General features: G+C 54.6%; 21 protein-coding genes. 12 read left to right on the top strand and 9 right to left on the bottom strand.

Going from position 1 to position 22,563, the window contains the following annotated elements:
* Positions 1-154: 154 nt before the first annotated feature.
* Positions 155-2,320 carry a type I secretion system permease/ATPase gene (locus ACOTXC_RS00825; protein WP_421767301.1) on the top strand — a complete coding sequence of 722 codons (2,166 nt, stop codon included), beginning with the start codon at positions 155-157 and terminating at the stop codon, positions 2,318-2,320.
* Positions 2,317-3,492 carry an HlyD family type I secretion periplasmic adaptor subunit gene (locus tag ACOTXC_RS00830; protein WP_421767302.1) on the top strand — a complete coding sequence of 392 codons (1,176 nt, stop codon included), beginning with the start codon at positions 2,317-2,319 and terminating at the stop codon, positions 3,490-3,492. Before ACOTXC_RS00825 ends, ACOTXC_RS00830 begins: the two co-directional genes overlap by 4 nt.
* A gap of 33 nt (positions 3,493-3,525) precedes the next feature.
* Here the strand turns inward: ACOTXC_RS00830 and ACOTXC_RS00835 are convergent, their stop codons facing one another.
* A complete protein-coding gene (locus tag ACOTXC_RS00835; RefSeq protein ID WP_421767303.1) occupies positions 3,526-4,410 on the bottom strand; it encodes a MarR family transcriptional regulator in 885 nt (294 codons plus the stop codon).
* A gap of 286 nt (positions 4,411-4,696) precedes the next feature.
* Between ACOTXC_RS00835 and ACOTXC_RS00840 the strand changes: the two genes are divergently transcribed.
* Positions 4,697-6,154, top strand: coding sequence for an EAL domain-containing protein (locus ACOTXC_RS00840; RefSeq protein ID WP_421767304.1), 1,458 nt, complete (start codon positions 4,697-4,699; stop codon positions 6,152-6,154).
* Between the two features lie 85 nt (positions 6,155-6,239).
* On the opposite strand, the gene ACOTXC_RS00845 is transcribed toward ACOTXC_RS00840, so the two are convergent.
* The 5 genes from ACOTXC_RS00845 to ACOTXC_RS00865 all read right to left on the bottom strand — a co-directional run bounded on the left by ACOTXC_RS00845 (position 6,240) and on the right by ACOTXC_RS00865 (position 8,449).
* A complete protein-coding gene (locus ACOTXC_RS00845) occupies positions 6,240-6,518 on the bottom strand; it encodes a biofilm development regulator YmgB/AriR family protein (protein ID WP_075208094.1) in 279 nt (92 codons plus the stop codon).
* 23 nt (positions 6,519-6,541) lie between these two features.
* On the bottom strand, positions 6,542-6,841 hold the full coding sequence (locus ACOTXC_RS00850; protein ID WP_023300066.1) for a hypothetical protein: 300 nt from the start codon (positions 6,839-6,841) through the stop codon (positions 6,542-6,544).
* 112 nt (positions 6,842-6,953) lie between these two features.
* On the bottom strand, positions 6,954-7,193 hold the full coding sequence (gene ycgZ, locus ACOTXC_RS00855; protein ID WP_003857265.1) for a regulatory protein YcgZ: 240 nt from the start codon (positions 7,191-7,193) through the stop codon (positions 6,954-6,956).
* Between the two features lie 191 nt (positions 7,194-7,384).
* A complete protein-coding gene (locus ACOTXC_RS00860) occupies positions 7,385-7,657 on the bottom strand; it encodes a DUF883 family protein (RefSeq protein WP_003857263.1) in 273 nt (90 codons plus the stop codon).
* Between the two features lie 186 nt (positions 7,658-7,843).
* Entirely contained in the window at positions 7,844-8,449 is a 606-nt protein-coding gene (locus ACOTXC_RS00865) for a transporter (protein WP_126503034.1), read from the bottom strand.
* 243 nt (positions 8,450-8,692) lie between these two features.
* Here ACOTXC_RS00865 and ACOTXC_RS00870 point away from each other — a divergent pair, with 243 nt between their 5' ends.
* The 3 genes from ACOTXC_RS00870 to ACOTXC_RS00880 all read left to right on the top strand — a co-directional run bounded on the left by ACOTXC_RS00870 (position 8,693) and on the right by ACOTXC_RS00880 (position 11,970).
* A complete protein-coding gene (locus tag ACOTXC_RS00870; RefSeq protein WP_003857256.1) occupies positions 8,693-8,968 on the top strand; it encodes a metal/formaldehyde-sensitive transcriptional repressor in 276 nt (91 codons plus the stop codon).
* A gap of 32 nt (positions 8,969-9,000) precedes the next feature.
* Positions 9,001-10,119 carry an S-(hydroxymethyl)glutathione dehydrogenase/class III alcohol dehydrogenase gene (locus ACOTXC_RS00875; protein WP_017693450.1) on the top strand — a complete coding sequence of 373 codons (1,119 nt, stop codon included), beginning with the start codon at positions 9,001-9,003 and terminating at the stop codon, positions 10,117-10,119.
* Between the two features lie 159 nt (positions 10,120-10,278).
* Positions 10,279-11,970: a methyl-accepting chemotaxis protein gene (locus ACOTXC_RS00880; RefSeq protein ID WP_421767305.1), complete on the top strand. Its 1,692-nt coding sequence runs from the start codon at positions 10,279-10,281 to the stop codon at positions 11,968-11,970.
* Between the two features lie 41 nt (positions 11,971-12,011).
* Here the strand turns inward: ACOTXC_RS00880 and ACOTXC_RS00885 are convergent, their stop codons facing one another.
* Positions 12,012-12,935 (bottom strand): LysR substrate-binding domain-containing protein, encoded by a 924-nt coding sequence (locus tag ACOTXC_RS00885; protein ID WP_022648073.1) that lies wholly within the window; start codon positions 12,933-12,935, stop codon positions 12,012-12,014.
* 227 nt (positions 12,936-13,162) lie between these two features.
* Here ACOTXC_RS00885 and hglS point away from each other — a divergent pair, with 227 nt between their 5' ends.
* Positions 13,163-14,506 (top strand): 2-oxoadipate dioxygenase/decarboxylase HglS, encoded by a 1,344-nt coding sequence (gene hglS, locus ACOTXC_RS00890; protein ID WP_022648074.1) that lies wholly within the window; start codon positions 13,163-13,165, stop codon positions 14,504-14,506.
* A gap of 42 nt (positions 14,507-14,548) precedes the next feature.
* The gene (locus tag ACOTXC_RS00895) at positions 14,549-16,054 is read left to right on the top strand and encodes a carboxylesterase/lipase family protein (RefSeq protein WP_421767306.1); all 1,506 of its coding nucleotides are present in this window, start codon (positions 14,549-14,551) and stop codon (positions 16,052-16,054) included.
* Here the strand turns inward: ACOTXC_RS00895 and ACOTXC_RS00900 are convergent.
* On the bottom strand, positions 16,041-16,883 hold the full coding sequence (locus ACOTXC_RS00900) for a LysR family transcriptional regulator (RefSeq protein ID WP_157507623.1): 843 nt from the start codon (positions 16,881-16,883) through the stop codon (positions 16,041-16,043). The two genes, ACOTXC_RS00895 and ACOTXC_RS00900, sit on opposite strands and share 14 nt — an antisense overlap.
* A gap of 113 nt (positions 16,884-16,996) precedes the next feature.
* Here ACOTXC_RS00900 and ACOTXC_RS00905 point away from each other — a divergent pair, with 113 nt between their 5' ends.
* The 4 genes from ACOTXC_RS00905 (at position 16,997) to rimL (ending at position 21,480) form a co-directional block, all read left to right on the top strand.
* Positions 16,997-18,166: a pyridoxal phosphate-dependent aminotransferase gene (locus tag ACOTXC_RS00905; RefSeq protein ID WP_063145925.1), complete on the top strand. Its 1,170-nt coding sequence runs from the start codon at positions 16,997-16,999 to the stop codon at positions 18,164-18,166.
* 10 nt (positions 18,167-18,176) lie between these two features.
* The gene (locus ACOTXC_RS00910; protein ID WP_023300074.1) at positions 18,177-18,950 is read left to right on the top strand and encodes an ABC transporter substrate-binding protein; all 774 of its coding nucleotides are present in this window, start codon (positions 18,177-18,179) and stop codon (positions 18,948-18,950) included.
* Between the two features lie 230 nt (positions 18,951-19,180).
* Positions 19,181-20,836, top strand: coding sequence for a glucan biosynthesis protein D (locus tag ACOTXC_RS00915; RefSeq protein WP_032645623.1), 1,656 nt, complete (start codon positions 19,181-19,183; stop codon positions 20,834-20,836).
* A gap of 104 nt (positions 20,837-20,940) precedes the next feature.
* Positions 20,941-21,480 (top strand): 50S ribosomal protein L7/L12-serine acetyltransferase, encoded by a 540-nt coding sequence (rimL, locus tag ACOTXC_RS00920; RefSeq protein ID WP_022648080.1) that lies wholly within the window; start codon positions 20,941-20,943, stop codon positions 21,478-21,480.
* On the opposite strand, the gene ydcK is transcribed toward rimL, so the two are convergent.
* Positions 21,475-22,455 (bottom strand): YdcK family protein, encoded by a 981-nt coding sequence (gene ydcK / locus ACOTXC_RS00925; protein WP_421767307.1) that lies wholly within the window; start codon positions 22,453-22,455, stop codon positions 21,475-21,477. The two genes, rimL and ydcK, sit on opposite strands and share 6 nt — an antisense overlap.
* Positions 22,456-22,563 lie beyond the last annotated feature (108 nt).

Below are 22,563 nucleotides of genomic sequence, written 5' to 3' on the forward strand. Positions count from 1 at the left end.
CTCGCGGCTTTTTGCGTTTCTTTACATTAATAGCCATAACCCACTATTTCACAAGATTATTTTGCGGGCTCGTTTAGGCAATGTTCGATTTCTAATCATCTCGCAAAGGTATCATTTCAGTGCGAAATCATCGCCCTGAACAGGACGTAGCATTATGAAGACACATCCACAGTACGAACCCTGGTTGCAGGGCATGCTCATCATCGCTAAGCACTATCGGCTGGATTTTTCGGCGGAGCATGTTCGGGTCACGATTAACCATGAAAGCCAGTCTTCGCGCCAGCTGGTGCTGGAGGAGATGGCGCGCCAGCTTGGGCTGGGGATGCGTTGGGTAGCGGCGGAAGCCGTATCGCTCGACCCGTGGCGCTTACCGCTGCTGGCGGAGTTCACCGGCGGGCAAATCGCGGTCATCAACCGTATGGACAACGAAGGGAACATCAGCGTGCAGTTCAGCGGCGACGGCGGCCTGGAGACGACGCTGACGCGTGACGAACTCGGTTCGCGGTTAAAAGGGCTGATGGTGCTGCGTCCCCTGGAGTCCACGCCGGATGCGCGCGTGGATGATTACATCAAACCCTATGAGAAAAACTGGTTCTGGCAGCTGGCGCTGAAAGACTGGCGTCGTTACAGCGATATTATGCTGGTGGCGCTGGTCGCCAACGTGCTGGCGCTCTCCGGCATGGTCTTTTCCATGCAGGTGTATGACAGGGTGGTGCCGTCCCAGTCGGAAGCCACGCTGTGGGTGCTGTTTGGGGGCGTGATGATCGCTATCGTGTTTGAATTCATCATGCGCATGCTGCGGGTGCATATTTCGGATGTGGTAGGGAAACGCGCCGACCTGCGTATTTCCGAGCGCGTGTTTGCCCACGCCCTGCGGATTAAAAACGGCGCACGGTCGAAATCGACCGGGTCGTTTATCGCCCAGATCCGCGAGCTGGAGTCGGTGCGGGAGCTGATCACCTCTACCACCATTGCAGCCATCTCCGATCTGCCGTTCTTCCTGCTGTTCGTCTTCATTCTGTGGATGATTGGCGGCCCGCTGGTTCTGGTGGTGCTGCTGGCCGTGCCGCTGCTGCTCATTCCCGGCCTGCTGGTGCAGCGCCCGCTGGGAAAACTCTCCAGCGAAGGGATGCGCGAATCGGCGATTCGTAACGCCACGCTGGTGGAAGCGGTGCAGGGGCTTGAGGACATCAAGCTGATGCGCGCCGAGCAGCGGTTCCAGAACCAGTGGAATAACACCAATGACGTTGCCGCCAGCGTCGGCATGAAACAGCGCTGGCTGACGGGGCTGCTGCTGACCTGGACCCAGGAGGTGCAATCTATCGTCTACGCCGTAGTGCTGCTGGTGGGCTGTTATCTGGTCATCAGCGGCGACATGACCACCGGTGCGCTGGTGGGCACCTCGATTCTGGCGTCCCGCACCATTGCGCCGCTGTCGCAGATTTCCGGCGTGCTCTCCCGCTGGCAGTCAGCAAAGGTGGCCCGCAAGGGACTGGATGACCTGATGCAGCGTCCGATTGACGATCCCCAGCACGGCAAAAAAGTGCATAAAGCCCACCTGCGCGGTGATTATCAGCTGGACGACGTCGGGTTTTATTACGACGAAGAAGAGAAGCTCACCGTGCTGAACGTCAGCAAACTGCGCATTTGCGCCGGGGAGCGCGTGGCGGTGCTCGGGCGGAATGGTTCGGGGAAAAGCACCTTGCTGCACCTGCTGGCGGGAATGCAGGAGCCACAGCAGGGCAGCATTTTGCTGGACGATATTGCTCTCAATCATCTTGACCCGGCTGACGTACGCCGCGATATGCAGCTGCTCAGTCAGCAGGCGAGGCTGTTCTTCGGCTCCGTACGCGACAACATCCTGATGGGTAATCCGCTGGCGACAGACGAGGAAATCCATCAGGCGCTGGTCAATAGCGGCGCGCTGGAGTTTGTGCGCAAGCAGAAAATGGGGCTGAACACCATCATCAACGAGGGCGGAATGGGGCTTTCCGGCGGGCAACGTCAGGCGCTGTTGCTGGCCCGCGCGCTGATCACCTCGCCGAATATTCTGCTGCTGGATGAACCCACCGCCTGGCTGGATGAGGTCAGCGAGAAGCAGTTTATCCAGCATCTCCACCAGTGGCTCGGTAAGCGCCGGACGCTGGTGGTGGCGACGCATCGTCTGCCGATTCTGGACCTGGTTGACCGCATCATCGTGCTGGAAAACGGCAAAGTGGTGATGGATGGCCCTCGTGATGCCATTTTACGCCAGCACGGAATGGCCCCGCAGCAGGCGCCGCAGCGCACGGTTAAACTGAAAACGGAGGGCGTGGCATGAATGATTTCTCCCGCTTTAATAGCCGACTGAAGGAGCCCCGCCTGCCGCGATCGTCGCTGCTGGCATGGTCGCTGTTTGCCCTGCTGGTGGTGTTTATTACCTGGGCCAGCCTGTTCCAGCTGGATGAGGTCACTACGGGCAGTGGCAAGGTGATCCCGTCCTCCCACGAGCAGGTGATCCAGTCCCTGGAAGGGGGGATTATCCACAGTCTGATGGTGCGCGAAGGCGATATCGTCGAGCGTGGTCAACAGCTTGCCCAACTGGACCGGACGAAAACCGAGTCCAGCGTGCTTGAGAGCGAGTCTCGATTAAATGCTGCGATGGCGACAGCCGCGCGTCTGAATGCTGAAGTGAACGACACCGGGCTGACATTCCCGGCAGAGCTGGATGACGACGTTGAGCTGGTTAAACAGGAAACGGCGCTTTACCAGTCTCGTCGCGAAAGCCTTGAAAAAGGGCTGGCGGGTTTACGCCAGGGAGCGGATCTCGTGCAGCGTGAACTGGCATTAACGCGCCCGCTGGTGACGCAGGGGGCGGCCAGTAAGGTCGAAGTCTTACGCCTTGAACGCCAAAAAAATGAGCTGGAGAGCAAAATCACCGAGATGAAAAACCAGTACTACGTTCGCGCCCGCGAAGAACTGGCGAAAGCGAACGCGGAAATCGAAGCGCAGCGTTCGGTGATGAAAGGGCGCGAAGACTCACTCACCCGCTTAACGTTTAATGCGCCGGTGCGTGGCATCGTGAAAGACATTGACGTGACGACGGTTGGCGGGGTGATCCCGCCGAACGGCAAACTGATGAGCCTGGTACCGCTTGATGACCAGATGGTGATAGAAGCGAAAATCTCGCCGCGCGATGTCGCGTTTATCCATCCCGGGCAAAAAGCGCTGGTGAAAATCACCGCTTATGACTACTCCATTTACGGCGGGCTGGAGGGGGAGGTGACGATGATTTCACCGGATACCCTTCAGGACGAGGTGAAACGGGATGTTTATTATTATCGCGTTTATATCCGTACAGACAGTAACCATCTGACTAACCGGCAGGGCAAGGAATTCCCGGTGTTTCCGGGCATGATAGCTACGGTTGATATCAAAACCGGCAGTAAATCCGTCATTGATTATCTGCTGAAACCGTTAAATAAGGCAAAAGAGGCGCTGCGCGAGCGATAAAAAAGGCGTTCAGCAAGCCGAACGCCCGTCAGATCAGAGTGTAGACGTCATGTTGACAGCATGGCGTCGTTCTTTTGGCACCACATTGATGTAATGTGTGACATAGGCAAAATATAAACCGGCATAATTTTCGACAAGTTCGATAAATGCCGGGTAAATGGACATCCGGCCATCGCCGCGATCTTTAAGATAACCTGCCTCCTGTGCCGATTTGATAATGCGGTTGACGTGAATACGCGAGACGAAAAATTCTTTTGCAAGTGTGCTGGCTGAATACGCTATTATGGCACCGTATGCTGTTTTGTTTTTAATGGCCTGCAAATAGAGATAGAGCATAATCATCCGGCCACCATCCTTATCAATAAATAAACCCACCTCCGGAAGTACTTTACTGAATGTTAATCCGCGGAAAAGGTATTCTGCGGCGCGCCGGAAAAAGTTGTGCCTGAGTGTGTCATTGTCCAGAAGATTAACATTAATGTTGAATGTCGGATAAAGAATGCTAACAGGCGTGAACGCCCCGGACATATAGCGTTTAAGCTCATCCAGTCCTTTTTCCGTAGGCGCGATTTTTGTTTTTCGCCGATCTTCGGTACAGCGCCAGGTCTTAATTCGCCCGGTGGTTTTAAGTATGGTGATGATCGCGATAACGCTGTTAGGGCTGGCGATATTATAGCGTGAGCACAGTGCCTTAATCTCCGAGACCGACTCAGCCTGATTGCCAAAAACAAAACAACATATTGAGAGTATTATATTGAACCGTGATTCCTGAAGCATCGTTTTGTAGAACAGGGGTTGTTTTTTATAAATGGCGTCATTGATTTTGTAGTGTTCTATTATAGCTTCACTAAATCGCGGGTTGTTTTTAATGACATCCCGTCGATGTAGCAAAGCTCTGGATGAGATGTGATTATCCATAGCATTTTCTCTTTTTTGTCTGAGCCGATGAGAAGAAGTGTCCGGACTTCTTTTTCGGAATTTTCATTATACCTTGAGAAAGTCCTGGTTACTGTTGTTATATGAAAAGAAAATGATATTTATGCTGCATATGGATGAGTCGGTTGATTAACGCAAAGATGTTCATGTGCATAACATTGATAACGGTTTATTAACCAAATGGGGTGCGGTAAAATTATTCAATGCGACAAGGAATATTGGCTTTAATTACATATGGGAATGATGTTTGTATTCTCAGGAGCAGGTTATGTCTCAAAATTTACCCTCTGTGCAAGGTACTTGCTACAAGCAACGGTTTGTTATTTCAGCCTGCGGTTTCACCTTTGAAGGGTATAGCCTGCTTCTGAAATCTCGAGGCGTACACGCCACGCGACTCCATTTTGAAGAGGATGAAATATGTTCCGTTGACGTTGAAAAAATGATGGAAAATCAATCGCCCGAGGTTTCGGTTTTCCTTGGTCGTGACGTTGCTACTTTTCTTGAAAGCCTGAAGCGCTTGGTATCCGTTCTGAATGCACTGCCGGTGATTTGCAGGGTCACCCTGTATGGTGCACTACCTGAGCGATGGCTTAATGCAACGTTGAGAAGTCTCGTTAATAATACAAAAAAGCTTTCCACGATCAGGGTAGAGAATATTACAGAAATAATGGGCTTTGTAAAAAATGAGACAGATGAGCGTGCTGGCCCTTCACGCTTGTTGCGTAACGTACCGGACAAGGAGGGTAAAGAAAATTTGCATGGGTTAACACATCGCGAGTTAACCGTGCTACTGAATTTCTATCGGGGTATTTCCATAAAAGAGCAGAGTAAGAGGTTAGGGCTGTCAGATAAAACTATTTATACCCATCGCAAGGTGGGTTTGGGTAAATTATATATTATCAGAGTATGGTTTAGCGACTCTCGCGTTTTCAGAGATGAGGTTTGTGCAGGAAAAAATAAAACAAAAGTGTTTTCGGAAACGGAAATAGATATATTACAAGCGTTACATAAACGGGAAATCTTTGCGGCTTATCAAATTATCACTGATAGTGATAAAAAAGGAGTTGGATTTGAAATCCTGCTGCGCTGGCATAAAAAAGGTGAGATCCTGAAGCCAGCCTATTTTCTGGGAGGGATAAAAAATAGTGAAATATGGCTCAAGCTAACGGCGTTAGTCATCCATGCGGCCGTATTAGGTATCAATAAATACAATGGAAAATATTATTTTTCAGTTAACATTCCTCCTCAACTTGCTTCGGGAAACGCGCTGCCGGGGATGGCCAAAAAGGCCGTCGAAATGTTACTCAAACCGCAGTGGGCCGGGAAACTAGTCTTTGAACTAGCTGAAACGATTGACATAACAAAGGATAAAAATATTCCCGAAACACTCCAGCGTTTACGCGCCGTGGGATGTCGGCTTTTTCTGGATGACTGTTTTTCAAAATATCATGCTATGCTGCCCATCAGACTGATTAATGTTGATGGACTAAAGCTTGATCGCGATATTGTTGAGCACTTTGTGGCTAACGACAAAGACTATAGCATTATTAAAGCGATACAGGTTTACAGCGACATGACGGGGACCGAATGCGTTGCGGAAGGCGTCGATAGCGAAGAAAAATTTGAAAAACTTGTCGCGTTAGGGGTTAAGCGATTCCAGGGTTATTATCTTTCCCGCGCGGTTAAAGAAGAAGAGTTGGATCGAATGGTACGGCTATTTAGTTAACGGCTTCACTATGCTGGTGGTCCGACAGACTACAGTATTCGACCACCAGTAAAAAAGACTCACTCACCGTCGCAATAGTGTATTCTCAGATATCATCACGCGTAAAGCCGACAACAATTTCAAGTGTGTTGCGAATGACATCGCAGGCTTCAGGCTCCTCAGTAATTTCAAGGGCGTGAATCAGTTGCAGGATGATCTCTTTATTCGAAAGGTTGTCACCGGTCAGCATAATACAGCGTATTGCCGAGCCTAACACTTCAACTTCACCACTGAGATGCTTTCCAGCATTAAGAAAGTGTTCCGCCAGTCCTTTATCGTGCAGGGCTTCAAAATTATACGTCTGGTGCATAGTCGCTTTACTCATGGTGGTCACCGTCTCGGTTAAAATTAGTGTTTCTTATTTGGGCTCAGAAGCGTGTTGTGAGTAAAGAGAGAGCGCATGCGGCCAATATCATAATCGCCCATCACTCTTCCCCGGTCGTGCGATACGCCGGTTACACGCTGGCGCACTTCATCTTCAGCGGCAATCAATGCATTTTTACGCTCATCATTTGATTCAACGTTAGCCATCGCCAGCAGGCGATTAGCAAGAGACGCAAAGGTAATAGGTCCGTTCTCTTTCAGTATGGATAATACGGCCTCACCGATAAGGTCATCCTTAAGTCGTTCAAATTTAGTTCTATGCATAGCTTAATCTCACTCTGCTACACGCGGCTGTAGCATGGGGTTAGTCATCGCATCCAGATGCTCTATTCTCACTCAGCATGACTAACTTAGTAAGTTAAAAACAGTGTTCAGGTTAACGCTCGAAGAAGAGGGCTATCAAACCGTTATAGTGCGCTTTCTCTACGTCAGACGTTGATTCTTCAATTCTGCGCAACAGCTTTGTACAAATTGTCATTCTGCTCAGTTGTACATTTTCTTTGATGATCTCACTGACGATGGCACCAAGGGTTTCCTGCTGTGTTGGGACATTATCCTTGTTAAAATACAAGGTTATAGCGCTTTCTGCTGTAGAGGGAGCATGGTTGCGACGCATAATTTTCCACCGTTGACAAACAATTTTGTAACATCACTGGCATCGAATTTATACTATCCGGTCAAATCTGTACATCTAAACTGTACAAGTTTTTCGTGCAGTTCGGGGATTTGTCAGAAGAACTATCAAAATTAGGGGGGAAGAGAGGGAGAAAAACGTGGGGAAAAGAAAAGGCCCCGGAGGGCCTGAAATTATTTCCGTCCCAGCAGAAGTCCCAGAACGATGCCTACCGCACCCGCAGCGATTAAGCCCGTTAACGGGTTATTTCTGACGGCTTCAGTAACATCCGAGACGGCATCACTGGCCTGAGCAGCATATTTTTTCGCTGCACCTTTCACCTGATGTTTAGGGGAATCAACGAATTCACCAAACTGCTGCTGCGCAGAGCCGGATAATTCATCAAGTTTGTTTTTGGCTTTATCGCCAGCGTATTGTGCATTTTTATCAGTGTCGAAATCAGACATTCCAGCCTCCTTTTGTTGATAGTCTAAGGATAGACGCTGATGGCAAGAGTGAGAGAGAATTCGCTGAAATCGACGCCTGAGTACCTCTTTTTAGGATATGTCTTTCTTACATGTCCACCATAACGCCCTAAGGATGGAGTGGATAAATATTTCCCTCGCCGTCTCTGTCTACGTAGCGGGAAGAGACTATTTCTCTCGTGCGTTAGCGCGAAAGGTAATGTAATAGCCAAGGGATGCGGCCAGGCACAGCATATAGCCGAACGATTCCGAACCTTCCTCCACGGCGTTTTTCAAGACACGCATATAGCCATGCTCCAGAATGGCGTGCCACAGCACCTGCATTCCAAAGAGACGGGAGAAGACCAGTACAGCCAGCAGGCCGCTCAACAGAATACCGTACCAGGGGGATTGCGTGTATTTTGCCAGCTGTTCCAGGGTAGCGCGAAAATGCATAACGGGGCGAATTAAAGCCAGCAGAGCGGTAATCAGCGCGAACCACACCCAACTCCCATGAGAAATGAGGTCAAAAAGCGCGTCCAGTTCACGAATTAACATCGTCAGGAAAAAACCGCCAACCAGAATATTACAGTAACGCATGGATTCGTTCATTTTCGCCAGACGAAAATGGAGAAAAACGATAGTCGCTAATACCGTTTCCTGCATAATTTCGGTCAGTGATAATTCCGGAATATCATGGCCGACAAACCGCATATCAACCCAAAGACAAAGTATAATAAGCGCGCATGCGACCGCCGCGCCAACAAAGAATAAAAAGCTCTTTAGTACAATCATTAACACCACCATTTTGTTTGTAGCAGTATGTTAGGTGACGAGAATGTTATTTCTGTTCACATCGTGCCATATAAGTGCGGAATTTTAACATTACGAGCTAAATAGGATTCGTAGCGGCCAGAATAAACCCTAAATATCTTTTGTTCCTTGCCGGCGATGTGCTCATTGCAGCGTCTCTTTCTTGTGGTTTACAGGGCAATAACATACGAGGTACCATACCCCCCTATAGTATCAGGAGGGCGTATGCCGCATTCACCCGAAGATAAAAAACGTATTCTGACCCGCGTCCGCCGCATTCGAGGCCAGGTTGATGCCCTTGAACGCGCCCTGGAGTCGGGCGATCCCTGTCTCGCCATTCTGCAGCAAATTGCCGCCGTGCGCGGTGCTGCCAATGGCCTGATGGGTGAAATGGTTGAAATTCACCTCAAAGATGAGCTGGTGACGGGGGAGACCACCCCGGATCAGCGGGCAGTGCGGATGGCGGAAGTCGGCCATTTGCTGCGCTCTTATCTAAAATAAACCCACACACCTCACAACAAGGGAAAGACATCATGAAATCTCGCGCAGCTGTCGCGTTCGGCCCAGGCCAGCCGCTGAAAATCGTTGAAATTGATGTTGCTCCGCCGAAGAAAGGCGAAGTGCTGATCAAAATTACTCACACCGGCGTCTGCCATACCGATGCGTTTACCCTGTCCGGTGACGATCCGGAAGGCGTATTCCCGGCGGTGCTCGGCCACGAAGGGGGCGGTGTGGTGGTGGAAGTGGGTGAAGGCGTTACCAGCCTGAAGCCCGGCGACCATGTGATCCCGCTCTACACCGCAGAGTGCGGCGAGTGTAAGTTCTGCAAATCCGGCAAAACTAACCTCTGTCAGGCAGTGCGCGCCACGCAGGGCAAAGGTCTTATGCCGGACGGTACCACCCGTTTCTCCTATAACGGCGAGCCAATCTATCACTACATGGGGACCAGCACCTTCAGCGAATACACGGTGTGCGCCGAGATCTCACTGGCGAAAGTGAATCCGCAGGCCCCGCTGGATAAAGTCTGTCTGCTCGGCTGCGGTGTCACCACCGGTATCGGCGCGGTGCATAACACGGCGAAAGTGAAAGAGGGTGACACCGTGGCGGTGTTCGGCCTGGGCGGGATCGGTCTGGCGGTCATCCAGGGCGCGGTACAGGCGAAAGCTGGGCGTATCATTGCTGTGGATACCAACCCGGAGAAATTTAAGCTCGCAGGTGAGATGGGTGCGACCGACTTCATCAACCCGAAAGACTACGACAAACCGGTTCAGGACGTGATCGTTGAGCTGACCGACGGCGGCGTGGACTTCAGCTTCGAATGTATCGGCAACGTCAACGTGATGCGCTCAGCGCTGGAGTGCTGCCACAAAGGCTGGGGTGAGAGCATCATTATCGGTGTGGCCGGCGCGGGTCAGGAGATTAAAACCCGTCCCTTCCAGCTGGTGACAGGGCGCGTATGGCGCGGGTCGGCATTTGGCGGCGTGAAAGGCCGTACACAGCTGCCGGGCATGGTTGAAGATGCGATGGTCGGCAAAATTCAGCTCGATCCGTTCATTACGCACCGCCTGCCGCTGGAGCAGATCAACGAAGCTTTCGATCTGATGCACGAAGGAAAATCCATTCGTACCGTCATCCATTTCGGCGACAACTGATTATTCTGCCAGCGGTTTTTCCCGCTGGCATTTCTTCCCTGATCTTCTCTAAAGTGTGACCTGTCTGGCGCTTTTAGGCGTAATCTAATTCCCCGCTGTGCCGATGACTCTTTTACAGGCGTGTTTTTACGCATCTTACCTATAAGAGAGTCGACGGTCATGGACAACACAACATCGATGCAGGCGCAGCACAAGCTGAGTTTCTTGCATCACATCCGGCTGGTTCCGCTGTTTTCCTCCATTCTCGGTGGCATTATTCTCCTGTTTGCCTTGAGCTCGTGTCTGGCAGGCTATTTCCTGCTCCAGGCCGATAACGATCAGCAGGATGTCACAGCAGAAATCCAGGTGCGCACCGGTCTGTCAAACAGTTCCAACCATTTACGCACCGCCCGTATCAACATGATCCACGCGGGGGCGGCGAGCCGCATCGCGGAGATGGAGGCGATGAAGCAAAACATCGCTGAGGCTGAGACCCGCATCAGGCAGTCGCAGGATGGATTTGCCGCCTATATGAAGCGCACCGTTCGCACTCAGGCTGATGAAGCGCTGGATGGCGATCTGAAAGCCCGCTATGACGCCTACATCGCCGGTATGCAGCCGATGCTGAAATATGCCAAAAACGGCATGTTTGAAGCCATTATCAACCATGAAAATGAGACCGCGCGTCCGCTGGACGATGCCTATAACGCGGTGCTGCTGAAGGCGATAAAAATCCGCACCGAACGCGCCAACGCACTGACGGCGCAGGCTCACACCCGCACCCGGCTGGGGCTGATGTTTATGTTTGGCGCGTTTGGCCTGGCGCTGGCGCTGGCGGTGATCACCTTTGTGGTGCTGCGCCGTACGGTGATAAACCCGCTTCAGCGAGCCGCTACGCGTATCGAAAATATCGCGAAAGGCGATTTAACCATGCCGGACGAACCGACCGGGCGCAGCGAAATTGGCCGCCTGACGCGCGATCTGCAAACAATGCAGCACGCGCTGGTGACAACCGTGGGCACGGTGCGGCAGGGGGCGGAGGAGATTTACCGTGGAACCAGCGAGATCTCCGCGGGTAATACCGATCTCTCATCCCGAACCGAACAGCAGGCGGCGGCCATCGAACAGACGGCGGCCAGCATGGAGCAGCTCACCGCGACGGTGAAGCAAAACGCCGATAACGCGCATCATGCGAGTAAACTTGCAGAAGATGCCTCCGGTAAGGCCAGCCGCGGGGGGCAGATGGTCTCCGGCGTGGTGAAAACCATGGGTAATATTTCCACCAGCTCGAAGAAGATCTCTGAAATTACCGCCGTGATTAACAGCATCGCGTTCCAGACCAATATTCTCGCGCTCAATGCGGCGGTCGAGGCGGCACGTGCGGGTGAACAGGGACGCGGCTTTGCGGTCGTAGCGAGTGAAGTCCGCACCCTGGCAAGCCGCAGCGCGAACGCGGCGAAAGAGATCGAAAGCCTGATTAATGAATCGGTGTCGCTTATCGATCAGGGTTCCGGGGAGGTGGTTGCGGCGGGCAATACCATGAATGAGATCGTCGAGGCGGTTAAACGCGTCACCCATATTATGCTGGAGATTGCGGCCGCGTCCGATGAGCAGAGCCGCGGCATTGTTCAGGTGAGCCAGGCGATTTCCGAGATGGATAAGGTGACGCAGCAGAATGCCTCGCTGGTGGAAGAAGCCTCTGCGGCGGCGGCCTCGCTGGAAGAGCAGGGCGCGCGTCTGACGGAAGCCGTTGGCGCGTTTCGTCTCAACGGGGCGCGCGCAGGACGGACTACAGCCGCCGCAACCGCAGCAAAACCCGCGCCTTTAACCCCGGCGGCGGCCGTCTCAGGTGATAACTGGGAAACGTTCTGAGTAAGACAGACCCGCCCTCGCGGCGGGTTCTGCGTTTAGGATCAGAGAGGCATTGACTTACGAATGGCGCTTAACAGCGTTTGGGCGCCTTCAGAGAGCGGGGCATCTACCCGCGTCAGGATCCCAATGGGTTCTCCTGCGCCGGGTGAGGTTACCGGCAGCGCGGTGAGCACGCCGCGTCGCAGATCGTCCTTCACCGCGCCGGACGGCACAAACCACACGTAGTCATAATCCACCGTCAGCTGGCGCGAAAGAGACGCCGAGAGCGTTTCAATACACCCTGAAGGCAGCGTGCAGCCCTGCATTTGCAGCAACGCTTCCGCATTCTGACGCGGAACCGTTCCTTTCGGGGAAACTACCACCGGCCACTCCATTACGCGGCTTAAGGTGACGGTATCCTGCAGCAGGGGATGATTCGGACGCACGACCAGCTTCAGTGATTCCAGGAACAGCAACTCGTAATTCAGGCCGCTCATCAGTTCCGGATCGGACATCCGGCCAATGCCCAGATCCAGCTCGCCTGACTTCAGGCCCGCCAGCAGCATGGTGTTATTCATGGTCGCGACCTGAAGCGTGGCGTGCTTTTGCTGGCGGTGGAACTGGCCGATCGCCGCAGGCAATATGCCCAGCGCCGCCGTTGGCAGTGCCCCCACGCGCACGATGTCGCTGGCCTGCTCTTCTTTACGGTTTAAGGCCTGACCGGCGGTATTGAGGGCATCAAGAACTTTAACGGCATGCGTCAGGAACTGTTCGCCTACGAGCGTAAGCTGAGCGCCCAGACGGCCGCGGTCGAACAGACGGGTTCCGGTAAGCTGTTCCAGTTCGTTCAGCGTTTTGGATAGTGCAGGCTGACTAAGGTTAAGGGTTTCAGCCGCTCGCCCCAGCGTTCCCTGTTGAGCGACGGCCACAAATGTATGCAAATGGCGCAAGCGTATGCGCTGACTGAACAGACCATTTTTTTCCATAGGCGATGTTAAAAACAGAGCGACGCGGGTGACAAGTTAAGTTGTTTGAATTTGATAACCTGATAGCAAAATATTTTTAACATTTGATCTGTTTGAGTTACAACTGTTTTTCGAAAACGCCCATGCTTTGACCACTCGTCTGCCTGGATCACAATTTGTAAATTCTTCCCAACGAAAAGAACGGGCTTCTCTACACTCCAGGTAGTATTCACTGGAGGCATGACATCATGGCGAACACCATCACGGCTGATGATATTCGGGAACACTTTTCGCAGGCTATGTCGGCGATGTACCAGCAGGAAGTTCCGCAGTACGGCACCTTGCTGGAACTGGTGGCGGACGTTAACCTGGCGGTTCTGGAAAATAACCCACTTTTACATGAACAACTGGCAAATGCAGACGAACTGGCGCGCCTGAATGTTGAACGTCACGGTGCGATCCGCGTTGGCACCGCGCAGGAGCTTTCCACCCTGCGCCGGATCTTCGCCATTATGGGCATGTACCCGGTCAGCTACTACGATCTCTCCCAGGCGGGCGTGCCCGTCCACTCGACGGCGTTTCGTCCGACTGACGATGCGGCGCTCTGCCGTAATCCGTTTCGCATTTTTACCTCGCTGCTGCGCCTGGAGCTGATTGAAAACGTTGCGCTGCGCGAAAGGGCGGCAGAGATCCTCTCCCGGCGAAACATCTTTACGCCGCGCTGCCTGGACCTGATCGACCTGCATGATGTACAGGGACACTTTACCGAGGCACAGGCGCGCGAATTTGTGCAGGAAGCCTTAGAAACCTTCCGCTGGCATCGCCATGCGACGGTCGATCAGGAAACCTATCTGGCGCTTAGCAACGAACATCGCCTGATAGCCGACGTGGTCTGTTTCCCGGGGTGCCATATCAACCATCTCACGCCGCGCACGCTGGATATCGACCGGGTACAGGAGCTGATGCCGAAGTACGGCATTGAGCCGAAAATCCTGATTGAAGGCCCGCCACGCCGCGAGGTGCCGATCCTCCTGCGCCAGACCAGCTTTAAGGCGCTGGAAGAGCCGGTGCTTTTCGCGGGAGAACACAAGGGTACGCATACCGCGCGTTTCGGTGAGATTGAGCAGCGGGGCGTGGCCCTTACGCCGAAAGGGCGCGAGCTGTACGACCGTCTGTTAAATCAGGCCGGGACCGGCAAAGACAACCTGACCCATCAGCTTCACCTGCGCGAGATCTTCAGCACCTTCCCGGACAGCGAAATGTTCCTGCGCCGTCAGGGGCTGGCTTATTTCCGCTACCGTCTGACTCCGACAGGTGAGGCGCATCGCCACGCGTTTCGTCCCGGCGACGATCCGCAGCCGCTGATCGAACGCGGCTGGGTTGTGGCGCAGCCGATCACCTATGAGGATTTTCTGCCCGTCAGCGCGGCGGGGATTTTCCAGTCGAATCTTGGCAATGAAACGCAGGCGCGCAGCCACGGCAATGCCAGCCGCAATGCCTTCGAAGCCGCGCTCGGCTGTGCGGTGTACGACGAGTTTACGCTTTACGAGGAGGCGGAAGCGCGCAGCAAACAGCGTTGCGGTTTGCTCTGAAACCGTTACTCTGCAGGGGTGTGATGGAAAAAGAAGGTTGGTATGGAAAATCCCTCCGCCCCTGTGGTTGAAACGCGCCTGGGCGCACTAATTGGTTCTACTGAAGGCGATACCCATGTGTGGTGTGGCATTCCTTATGCGGCACCGCCGGTTGGCCCGTGGCGCTGGCGCTCCCCACGCCCCCCTGCACGCTGGGATGGCGTGCGTCCGGCGACGGCATTCTCCGCCTCCAGCTGGCAGAGCAGCGAAAGCTGTCAGGAGCTGGGCGGCGGCGATCCTGGCCAGTTCTCTGAAGACTGCCTGTACCTTAACGTCTGGTCGCCAGTCGCACGCGCCGATCCGCTTCCGGTGATGGTCTGGCTGCACGGCGGAGGATTTACCCTCGGCGCTGGCGGTCTGCCTCCGTATAACGGCAGGGCACTGGCGAAGCGCGGTACGGTGGTGGTGACAATTAATTACCGTCTCGGCCACCTCGGCTTTTTTGCCCATCCGGCGCTGGAGGGGGAAGAAGAACGCGTGGTGCATAACTTTGCGCTGCTCGATCAGATCCAGGCCCTGGAATGGGTGCGCGATAACATTGCCGCGTTCGGCGGCGATCCTGAGAACATCACCGTATTTGGCGAGTCGGCCGGTGCGCGCAGCGTGCTGTCGCTGATGGCTTCTCCGCTTGCGGGAGGACTGTTCCATAAAGCCATTGTGCAAAGCGGGTACACGCTGCCCGACACCCCGCGCGAGCAGGCCATGCATAAAGGAGAAGTGATTGCTGCCCATTTTGGCCTGCAAAATGCCACCGCGGAACAGCTTCGCGCGATCCCGCCTGAGGCGTTCTGGCCGCTGACCTCGCCACTGAATATCGCCCCTGCGCCCATCGTGGGTGACTGCGTTTTGCCTGAGGCCATGCTCGATGTCTTTTTCGCTGCCCGTCAGCATTCAGTACCGGTGATGATTGGGTCAAACAGCGACGAAGCCAGCGTGATGTCGGTGTTCGGGGTCGATCTTGCCGGGCAGATCCAGAAGCTCCGTCGCGAGCGGCGCTTTGGCCTGGGGCTGATCAAGCTGCTTTATCCGGGCGTGAAGGGCGATGAGGAACTCGGCAGGCAGGTTTGCCGCGACATGGCCTTTACCACCATGGGATACGTGGTGATGCAGGCGCAGCAGCGGGCAGGCGGCCTGTGCTGGCGATACTGGTTTGATTATGTGGCCGAAGCGGAGCACGCGACGTATACCAACGGCGCCTGGCACGGTAACGAAGTGCCCTACGTGTTCGATACCCTTGGGCAGGTGGAACCCTCGCGGCAGTATGTAAATGAACGCGATCTGGTCTTCGCCGCTCAGGTGGCGGACTACTGGGTGAGCTTCGCCCGGGATGCGGGAGCACGCGATAGCCTGGTGGGGCCCATACGCTGGCCCGCCTGCCGGAAAGGGCGGGACGTGTTGTTACGCATCGGTGTGAATAAACATGCGGGTTTTCGGCTTGAAAACCGTTTTATGCGTGCCCGTATGAGCCTCTTCAAACGGGTAATGAAACACCACGTCAGCCTCGACTGAGCAGACAGGCACGAAACGCATCCAGCCCGTTCTCCGGGTCGGGTGCGTCGCGTAACACCAGCCGGTAGCTCGCCCCCGTCTTTATGCTCGTATCATAAGGCCGCATCAGCCGTCCGGCGCGCACGTCCTCCTCCACCAGCGTTTCATCCGCAATGGCGATGCCCAGCCCCTGAATGGCGGCGGTAATGGCCAGATCCATGGTTTCGAAGTGTTGATTTTTGAGCATAGCTGGCGCCGGACGCGGCTGTTTCGCCAGCCACAGCGTCCAGTCCGTTTTGTCCCGCGTGGGGTGAAGGAAGGTGAGTGTTTCCAGCGCAGAACCGGCCCGCAGCGGGCTCATCACCGGGGTTAAGGCCTCTTCGAACAGCAGAACGCCGGCGCTCATGTGCGTTCCAAACACAATCGCCGCGTCATAGGATTCGGTTTTGAAATTGACGTTATGATCGGTGGTAGTGGTCAGCGCAATCTGGAGTTCCGGCTGTTCGCGCTCGACCTGTAACAGACGCGGTACCAGCCAGCGCATCGCGCAGGTAGGCGCTTTCAGACGAATTACGGTCTGGTGCGTCCGCGCCTGTTCAGCAACGTTAAGCAGGTGCTCAAACGCAGATTGCAGTTCCGGCAGCAGGGCGCTTCCCTGTGAAGAAAGACGCAGGCCGCGAGCATGGCGTTCGAACAGCGGGAAGCCGAACCAGCTTTCCAGCGAGGCAATTTTGCGGCTTACCGCCCCCTGCGTCAGACAAAGCTCCTTCGCGGCATGGGTAAGATTCAGGTGACGCGCGGTCACGATAAACGTCTCTACGGCATTAAGCGGAAATGAACGACGCGACATATCTCACCTTAGCTATGCGTTTTTGTCATGGCTATTATGACAACAATTCGATTGTCCCGGCAATCAAGTTATTGTTTGAATAGTTATGCATTCACCACGAGAAGGGACAGAGGATGACTTTGAAAACGCCGGTGCAGACCCGCTCTAAATTGCCCGATGTAGGAACCACCATTTTTACCGTTATCGGCCAGCTTTCAGCCCGGCATAACGCCATCAACCTTTCTCAGGGTGCGCCGAATTTTTCCTGCGACCCAAAACTTATCTCCGGCGTCACTCGCGCCATGGAGTCAGGGCATAACCAGTATGCCTCCATGACCGGGCTTCAACCGCTCAGAGAGCGCATCGCGGACAAAATTGCCACGCTCTATGGCACCCGCTATGACCCGGCGAGTGAGGTACTGGTGACCGCCAGCGCCAGTGAAGGGCTTTACTCAGCCATCAGCGGGCTGGTTCATCCTGGCGATGAGGTGATCTATTTCGAGCCCTCCTTTGACAGCTATGCGCCGATTGTCCGTCTGCAGGGGGCGACGCCGATCGCTATTAAGCTGACGGTACCGGATTTTGCCGTGAACTGGGATGAAGTACGCGCGGCTATTACCCCGCGCACGCGGATGATCATCGTCAATACGCCGCACAACCCGAGCGGACAGGTATTTTCAGCCGCCGATCTGCACCAGCTGGCAGTGCTGACGCGCCACACCGACATCATCATTTTGTCTGACGAAGTGTACGAGCACGTCGTTTTTGATGGCGAACCGCATCACGGGATGGCGACGCACCCGCAACTGGCGGAGCGAAGCGTGATTATTTCTTCTTTCGGAAAAACCTATCACGTCACCGGCTGGCGCGTGGGTTATTGTGTGGCGCCCGCGGAGCTGATGGATGAAATATGTAAGGTCCATCAATTTTTAATGTTCTCGGCCGATACGCCGATGCAGTACGCGTTTGCCGAACACATGACCGATCCGCAAACCTGGCTGTCGCTGGCGGCGTTTTATCAGCGCAAGCGCGATCTGCTGCAAAGTTTGCTCGCCGACTCACCGTTCAGGCTGCTTCCGAGTGCCGGTTCGTTTTTCCTGCTTGCGGATTACAGCGGCTTTAGCGACGAGCGCGACAGCGAGTTGGTGAAAAGGCTGATTGTCGAGTACGGGGTTGCCACCATTCCGCTGTCAGCGTTTTATGCCGATGGCACGGACAATAAACTGATCCGTCTCTCTTTTGCGAAAGATGAGGCGACGTTACGGGCAGGTGCCCAGGCCCTTTGTCAGGTTACACCACGTTAAGGAATTTGAGATGAAATTACGCGCGTTAGTTGTCGGCATAGGACTGCTGTGTTCATTCTCGTCGTTTGCTGCTACCGAGTTGCGATACGGGCTGGAAGCGGAATATCCGCCGTTTGAAAGCCGCAATGCCTCAGGGGAGCTGGAAGGATTTGACGTAGAACTGGGAAATGCCATCTGTAAAGCCGCCGCGCTGAAGTGCAGCTGGGTAGAAACCTCGTTTGATGCGTTGATTCCCGGTCTGCTGGCGAAAAAGTTCGACGCCATAAACTCGGCGATGAACATCACCGAACAGCGTCGTAAGAGCATTGATTTTACCCAGCCCATCTACCGTATTCCCTCCCAGCTGGTGGGCAAAGCCGGTTCTGCGGTAGAGGCCACGCCGGAAGGGCTGAAGGGCAAAACCATCGGCGTTCTCCAGGGTTCAATTCAGGAAACCTACGCCAAAGAGCACTGGGAAAAGCACGGTGTCACCGTGGTGTCTTATAAAGATCAGAATATGGCCTGGGGAGATCTGCTGAATGGCCGCATCGATGCCTCGCTGGTCATGTCAGCGGCCGGGCAGGCAGGTTTCCTCAGCAAGCCGCAGGGCAAAGGGTTTGGCTTTATCGGCAAACCGGTGTCGGACGACACCATCCTCGGCAGTGGGATCGGCTTTGGGCTGCGTAAGGGGGATGAGGCCACCAAAAAGCAGCTTGATGCCGCAATTGATAAAGTACGTGCCGACGGCACGATCGCTAAACTGGCTGATAAGTACTTCCCGGGTATCGATGTCAGCGTAAAATAACCGCCTCGTTGGTCCCGGCTGTTGATGTCCAGCCGGGTCTCTTTTATACATAACTTTACCCCTTTTTCAGGCCGTTCTGGTCGACAGAAAATATTTCTCGGTTTGTTCAGATAATCACCCGCCAACAATTGGATTCTTAACCGTTTTTGTTTAGGCTGTGCGTTCTTTCTTGCCGTCATTTCGCTGCGCGCGAAACTCATTCACACGACCATAAGGACGTTTTCTCAGGCATGAATCGCAGACGTTTTCTCAAAGGTTCCCTGGCAATGGCTGCCCTGAGCGGCACTTCTGGCCTTGCTTCTCTGTTTTCCCAGGCGGCGTATGCTGCTGACTCCGACATTGCCGACGGTCAGAGCCGTCGCTTTGACTTCTCTGTTCTGCAATCCATGGCGCACGATCTGGCGAAAACCGCGTGGGGCGGTGCGCCGCGTCCGCTGCCGGAAACGCTGGCCACCATGACGCCGCAGGCGTACAACGCCATCCGTTACGATGAGAAACAGTCGCTGTGGAATAACATTGAAGGCCGTCAGCTGGACGCCCAGTTCTTCCATATGGGGATGGGGTTCCGCCGCCGCGTGCGCATGTTCTCGCTGGATCAAACCACCTCTCAGGCGCGTGAGATCCACTTCCGGCCTGAGCTGTTCAGCTACGGCGATACGGGCGTGGATACCAAACAGCTTGAAGGTCAGAGCGACCTCGGCTTCGCCGGATTCCGCGTCTTTAAAGCGCCGGAGCTGGCGCGACGCGATATCGTTTCGTTCCTGGGCGCGAGTTACTTCCGCGCAGTGGATGATACCTACCAGTACGGCCTTTCCGCGCGCGGGCTGGCGGTGGATACCTTTACTGACACCCCGGAAGAGTTCCCGGATTTCACCTCCTTCTGGTTTGAAACCGTTAAGCCGGGCGATACCACCTTTACCGTCTATGCGCTGCTGGACAGCCCGAGCATTACCGGTGCCTATAAGTTTGTGATCCACTGTGAGAAGAGCCAGGTGATCATGGACGTCGAAAACCATCTCTATGCGCGCAAAGACATCAAGCAGCTCGGCATCGCGCCGATGACCAGCATGTTCAGCTGCGGCAACAACGAACGCCGCATGTGCGACACCATTCATCCGCAGATCCACGATTCAGACCGCCTGGCAATGTGGCGCGGTAACGGAGAGTGGATCTGCCGACCGCTGAACAACCCGCAAAAGCTGCAATTTAACGCTTATCTGGATAAAAACCCGAAAGGCTTTGGTTTGTTGCAGCTTGACCGTGACTTCTCCCATTACCAGGACGTCATGGGCTGGTATAACAAGCGACCAAGCCTGTGGGTCGAGCCGCGCAACAACTGGGGTAAAGGATCCATCGCCCTGATGGAGATCCCGACAACCGGCGAGACGCTCGATAACGTGGTCTGCTTCTGGCAGCCGGAGAAACCGGTGCAGGCGGGTGATGAACTGGACTTCAAATACCGTCTCTACTGGAGCGCGCAGCCGCCGGTGCGTTCACCGCTGGCAAACGTCTACGCTACCCGTACCGGTATGGGCGGCTTCCCGGAGGGCTGGGCGCCGGGTGAAAATTACCCGAAAGTGTGGGCCCGTCGCTTTGCCATCGACTTCGTCGGGGGCGATTTGAAGGCCGCCGCACCGAAGGGCATTGAGCCGGTGATCACCCTGTCCAGCGGTGAAGCGAAGCAGGTGGAGATCCTCTACGTCGAGCCGTTCGACGGGTATCGCATTCTGTTTGACTGGTATCCAACCTCTGACTCCACCGAGCCGGTCGATATGCGTCTGTTCCTGCGCTGTCAGGGCGACGCCATCAGCGAGACCTGGCTGTACCAGTATTTCCCGCCCGCGCCGGACAAACGTAACTACGTTGATGACCGGATCATGCGTTAGTCCTTATGGGTTTGTGCTGGGTGGCGGCTTCGCCTTACCCGGCCTGATTCGGACGCATTTGTAGGCCGGGTAAGCGTTAGCGCACCCGGCAATTAAGAGGCACTATGTCTTCAGAAATTATCCCCGTAACCCAGGAAATCGAGCTTCGCGCCGTCGAAGAGCGCTATACCACCGATCTGCACAACCTCGTTATTAAAAACAAAACCTGGCTGCAAACCGCCTTCGACTGGGCGCAGCATGTCGGCACTGAAGAGGACACGCGCCGTAACGTTCAGAGCAATCAGATGCTGCACCAGCGCGGCTACGCCAAAATGTTCCTGATTTTCATGAAGGACGAGCTGGTGGGCGTGCTTTCTTTTAACGCGATAGAGCCTGCGAATAAGGCCGGGTACATCGGCTACTGGCTTGACAAAGCGCATCAGGGGCAGGGCATTCTCTCTCAGGCGCTACAGGCGTTTATGCGCTATTACGTTGAGCGCGGCGAGATCCGCCGCTTTGTGATCAAATGTCGCGTGGCTAACCATAACAGTAACCGCGTGGCGCAGCGCAACGGTTTTGCGCTGGAAGGTTGTTTGCGGGAAGCGGAAATGCTCAACGGCCGCTTCGATGACGTAAACCTGTACGCCAGGTTATTCCCGCTATAGCGCCCCCAGCAGCGGCGTCCGGGTGATCCGCGTGTCACCGTTGATCACTTTGGCTCCCCGGACGTGAATGCTTTCACCCTCCAGCGCCTCGATCGCCGCATCGTCTGTCATCTCCACCTGATGCTCAATCAGGACATCGCCGCTGATACGCGCGCGCCCCTGAATAACGACCTTGTCATCAATCAGGATCGGCCCGCCGCGTAACCACGCCTCGCCACCAATCAATACGTGGTGTTTAATCACGCAGTTACCTTCGACGAGGGCGTTTTCCGCGACCTGTGAACTGTACCGCACGGTCGGGATCGCATCATCCTCTAAACCGGCCAGCAGGCGGGCGTTGCCGTACACTTTGGCGCAGTCGCACACCCAGACGTTATTAAGCGCGTTGCCCTCAAGAATGGCGCGGTCGAACACCTCCGCGCGGTGCTCAACAAAGGCCCAGGTCACCATGGCATCGCCGTAGATTTGCGCCTGATGCACAATACGCGACTGGCTGACCGTGGCTCTGTCGTAAATCTGCAGGATCTGCTCACGGTCGGGTGTCAGCCCTTTGGTTGCAATCACCATGCTGTTATGCAGCACCCGCGCGTCACCCGCGATACGGCATTCCCCGCGTACGGTGGAGTGCTGGATAGTGACGTTGTCACTTATTGCCGCGCCGTGACTCACCTCTGCCGCGTCAAGCCAGCTGTTGCCGCCTACGTGTGCGCGGTGGCTTACGATGCAGGGTTGGGTGAGGCGGGCGTTGCCGGATATCCTGGCCCCGGCAAACACCACGCTGTTTTCATCATAAACCCAGCAATCCCCGTCCTGGGCGAGCGCGTGTTCATCCTCAACCCAACCACCTTTTGTCCCGCTGGTCACATCGTTAAAATCCTTTGCGGCAATAATCTGTCTGAGTAGGGTTGTGCACGGCGTTGATCCGTCCTGCCAGCGCCAGAGACGCGTTTCATTGCTAAGCCTGTATTTTGTCATCGTGTTTTCCCTGAAAAGCCATTCACTAAACGTAGCAAACTTTTGGCGTTTCGAAGTGCTGGCGTCTGCACGGTAAACCCCTTAAAATGGCATTTAAAATACATTTTA

It is taken from the genome of Enterobacter cloacae complex sp. IR5428 (assembly GCF_049238585.1).
GTDB lineage: Bacteria > Pseudomonadota > Gammaproteobacteria > Enterobacterales > Enterobacteriaceae > Enterobacter > Enterobacter intestinihominis.

Coding starts and splice junctions, on each gene's coding strand:
- ACOTXC_RS00910 (WP_023300074.1), top strand. CDS start 18,177: ATGAAATTACGCGCGTTAGTTGTCGGCATAGGACTGCTGTGTTCATTC.
- ACOTXC_RS00835 (WP_421767303.1), bottom strand. CDS start 4,410: ATGGATAATCACATCTCATCCAGAGCTTTGCTACATCGACGGGATGTC.
- hglS (WP_022648074.1), top strand. CDS start 13,163: ATGGCGAACACCATCACGGCTGATGATATTCGGGAACACTTTTCGCAG.
- ACOTXC_RS00845 (WP_075208094.1), bottom strand. CDS start 6,518: ATGAGTAAAGCGACTATGCACCAGACGTATAATTTTGAAGCCCTGCAC.
- ycgZ (WP_003857265.1), bottom strand. CDS start 7,193: ATGCGTCGCAACCATGCTCCCTCTACAGCAGAAAGCGCTATAACCTTG.
- ydcK (WP_421767307.1), bottom strand. CDS start 22,455: ATGACAAAATACAGGCTTAGCAATGAAACGCGTCTCTGGCGCTGGCAG.
- ACOTXC_RS00870 (WP_003857256.1), top strand. CDS start 8,693: ATGCCGCATTCACCCGAAGATAAAAAACGTATTCTGACCCGCGTCCGC.
- ACOTXC_RS00875 (WP_017693450.1), top strand. CDS start 9,001: ATGAAATCTCGCGCAGCTGTCGCGTTCGGCCCAGGCCAGCCGCTGAAA.
- ACOTXC_RS00825 (WP_421767301.1), top strand. CDS start 155: ATGAAGACACATCCACAGTACGAACCCTGGTTGCAGGGCATGCTCATC.
- ACOTXC_RS00840 (WP_421767304.1), top strand. CDS start 4,697: ATGTCTCAAAATTTACCCTCTGTGCAAGGTACTTGCTACAAGCAACGG.
- ACOTXC_RS00830 (WP_421767302.1), top strand. CDS start 2,317: ATGAATGATTTCTCCCGCTTTAATAGCCGACTGAAGGAGCCCCGCCTG.
- ACOTXC_RS00900 (WP_157507623.1), bottom strand. CDS start 16,883: ATGTCGCGTCGTTCATTTCCGCTTAATGCCGTAGAGACGTTTATCGTG.
- ACOTXC_RS00860 (WP_003857263.1), bottom strand. CDS start 7,657: ATGTCTGATTTCGACACTGATAAAAATGCACAATACGCTGGCGATAAA.
- ACOTXC_RS00850 (WP_023300066.1), bottom strand. CDS start 6,841: ATGCATAGAACTAAATTTGAACGACTTAAGGATGACCTTATCGGTGAG.
- ACOTXC_RS00905 (WP_063145925.1), top strand. CDS start 16,997: ATGACTTTGAAAACGCCGGTGCAGACCCGCTCTAAATTGCCCGATGTA.
- ACOTXC_RS00885 (WP_022648073.1), bottom strand. CDS start 12,935: ATGGAAAAAAATGGTCTGTTCAGTCAGCGCATACGCTTGCGCCATTTG.
- ACOTXC_RS00880 (WP_421767305.1), top strand. CDS start 10,279: ATGGACAACACAACATCGATGCAGGCGCAGCACAAGCTGAGTTTCTTG.
- ACOTXC_RS00915 (WP_032645623.1), top strand. CDS start 19,181: ATGAATCGCAGACGTTTTCTCAAAGGTTCCCTGGCAATGGCTGCCCTG.
- ACOTXC_RS00895 (WP_421767306.1), top strand. CDS start 14,549: ATGGAAAATCCCTCCGCCCCTGTGGTTGAAACGCGCCTGGGCGCACTA.
- rimL (WP_022648080.1), top strand. CDS start 20,941: ATGTCTTCAGAAATTATCCCCGTAACCCAGGAAATCGAGCTTCGCGCC.
- ACOTXC_RS00865 (WP_126503034.1), bottom strand. CDS start 8,449: ATGATTGTACTAAAGAGCTTTTTATTCTTTGTTGGCGCGGCGGTCGCA.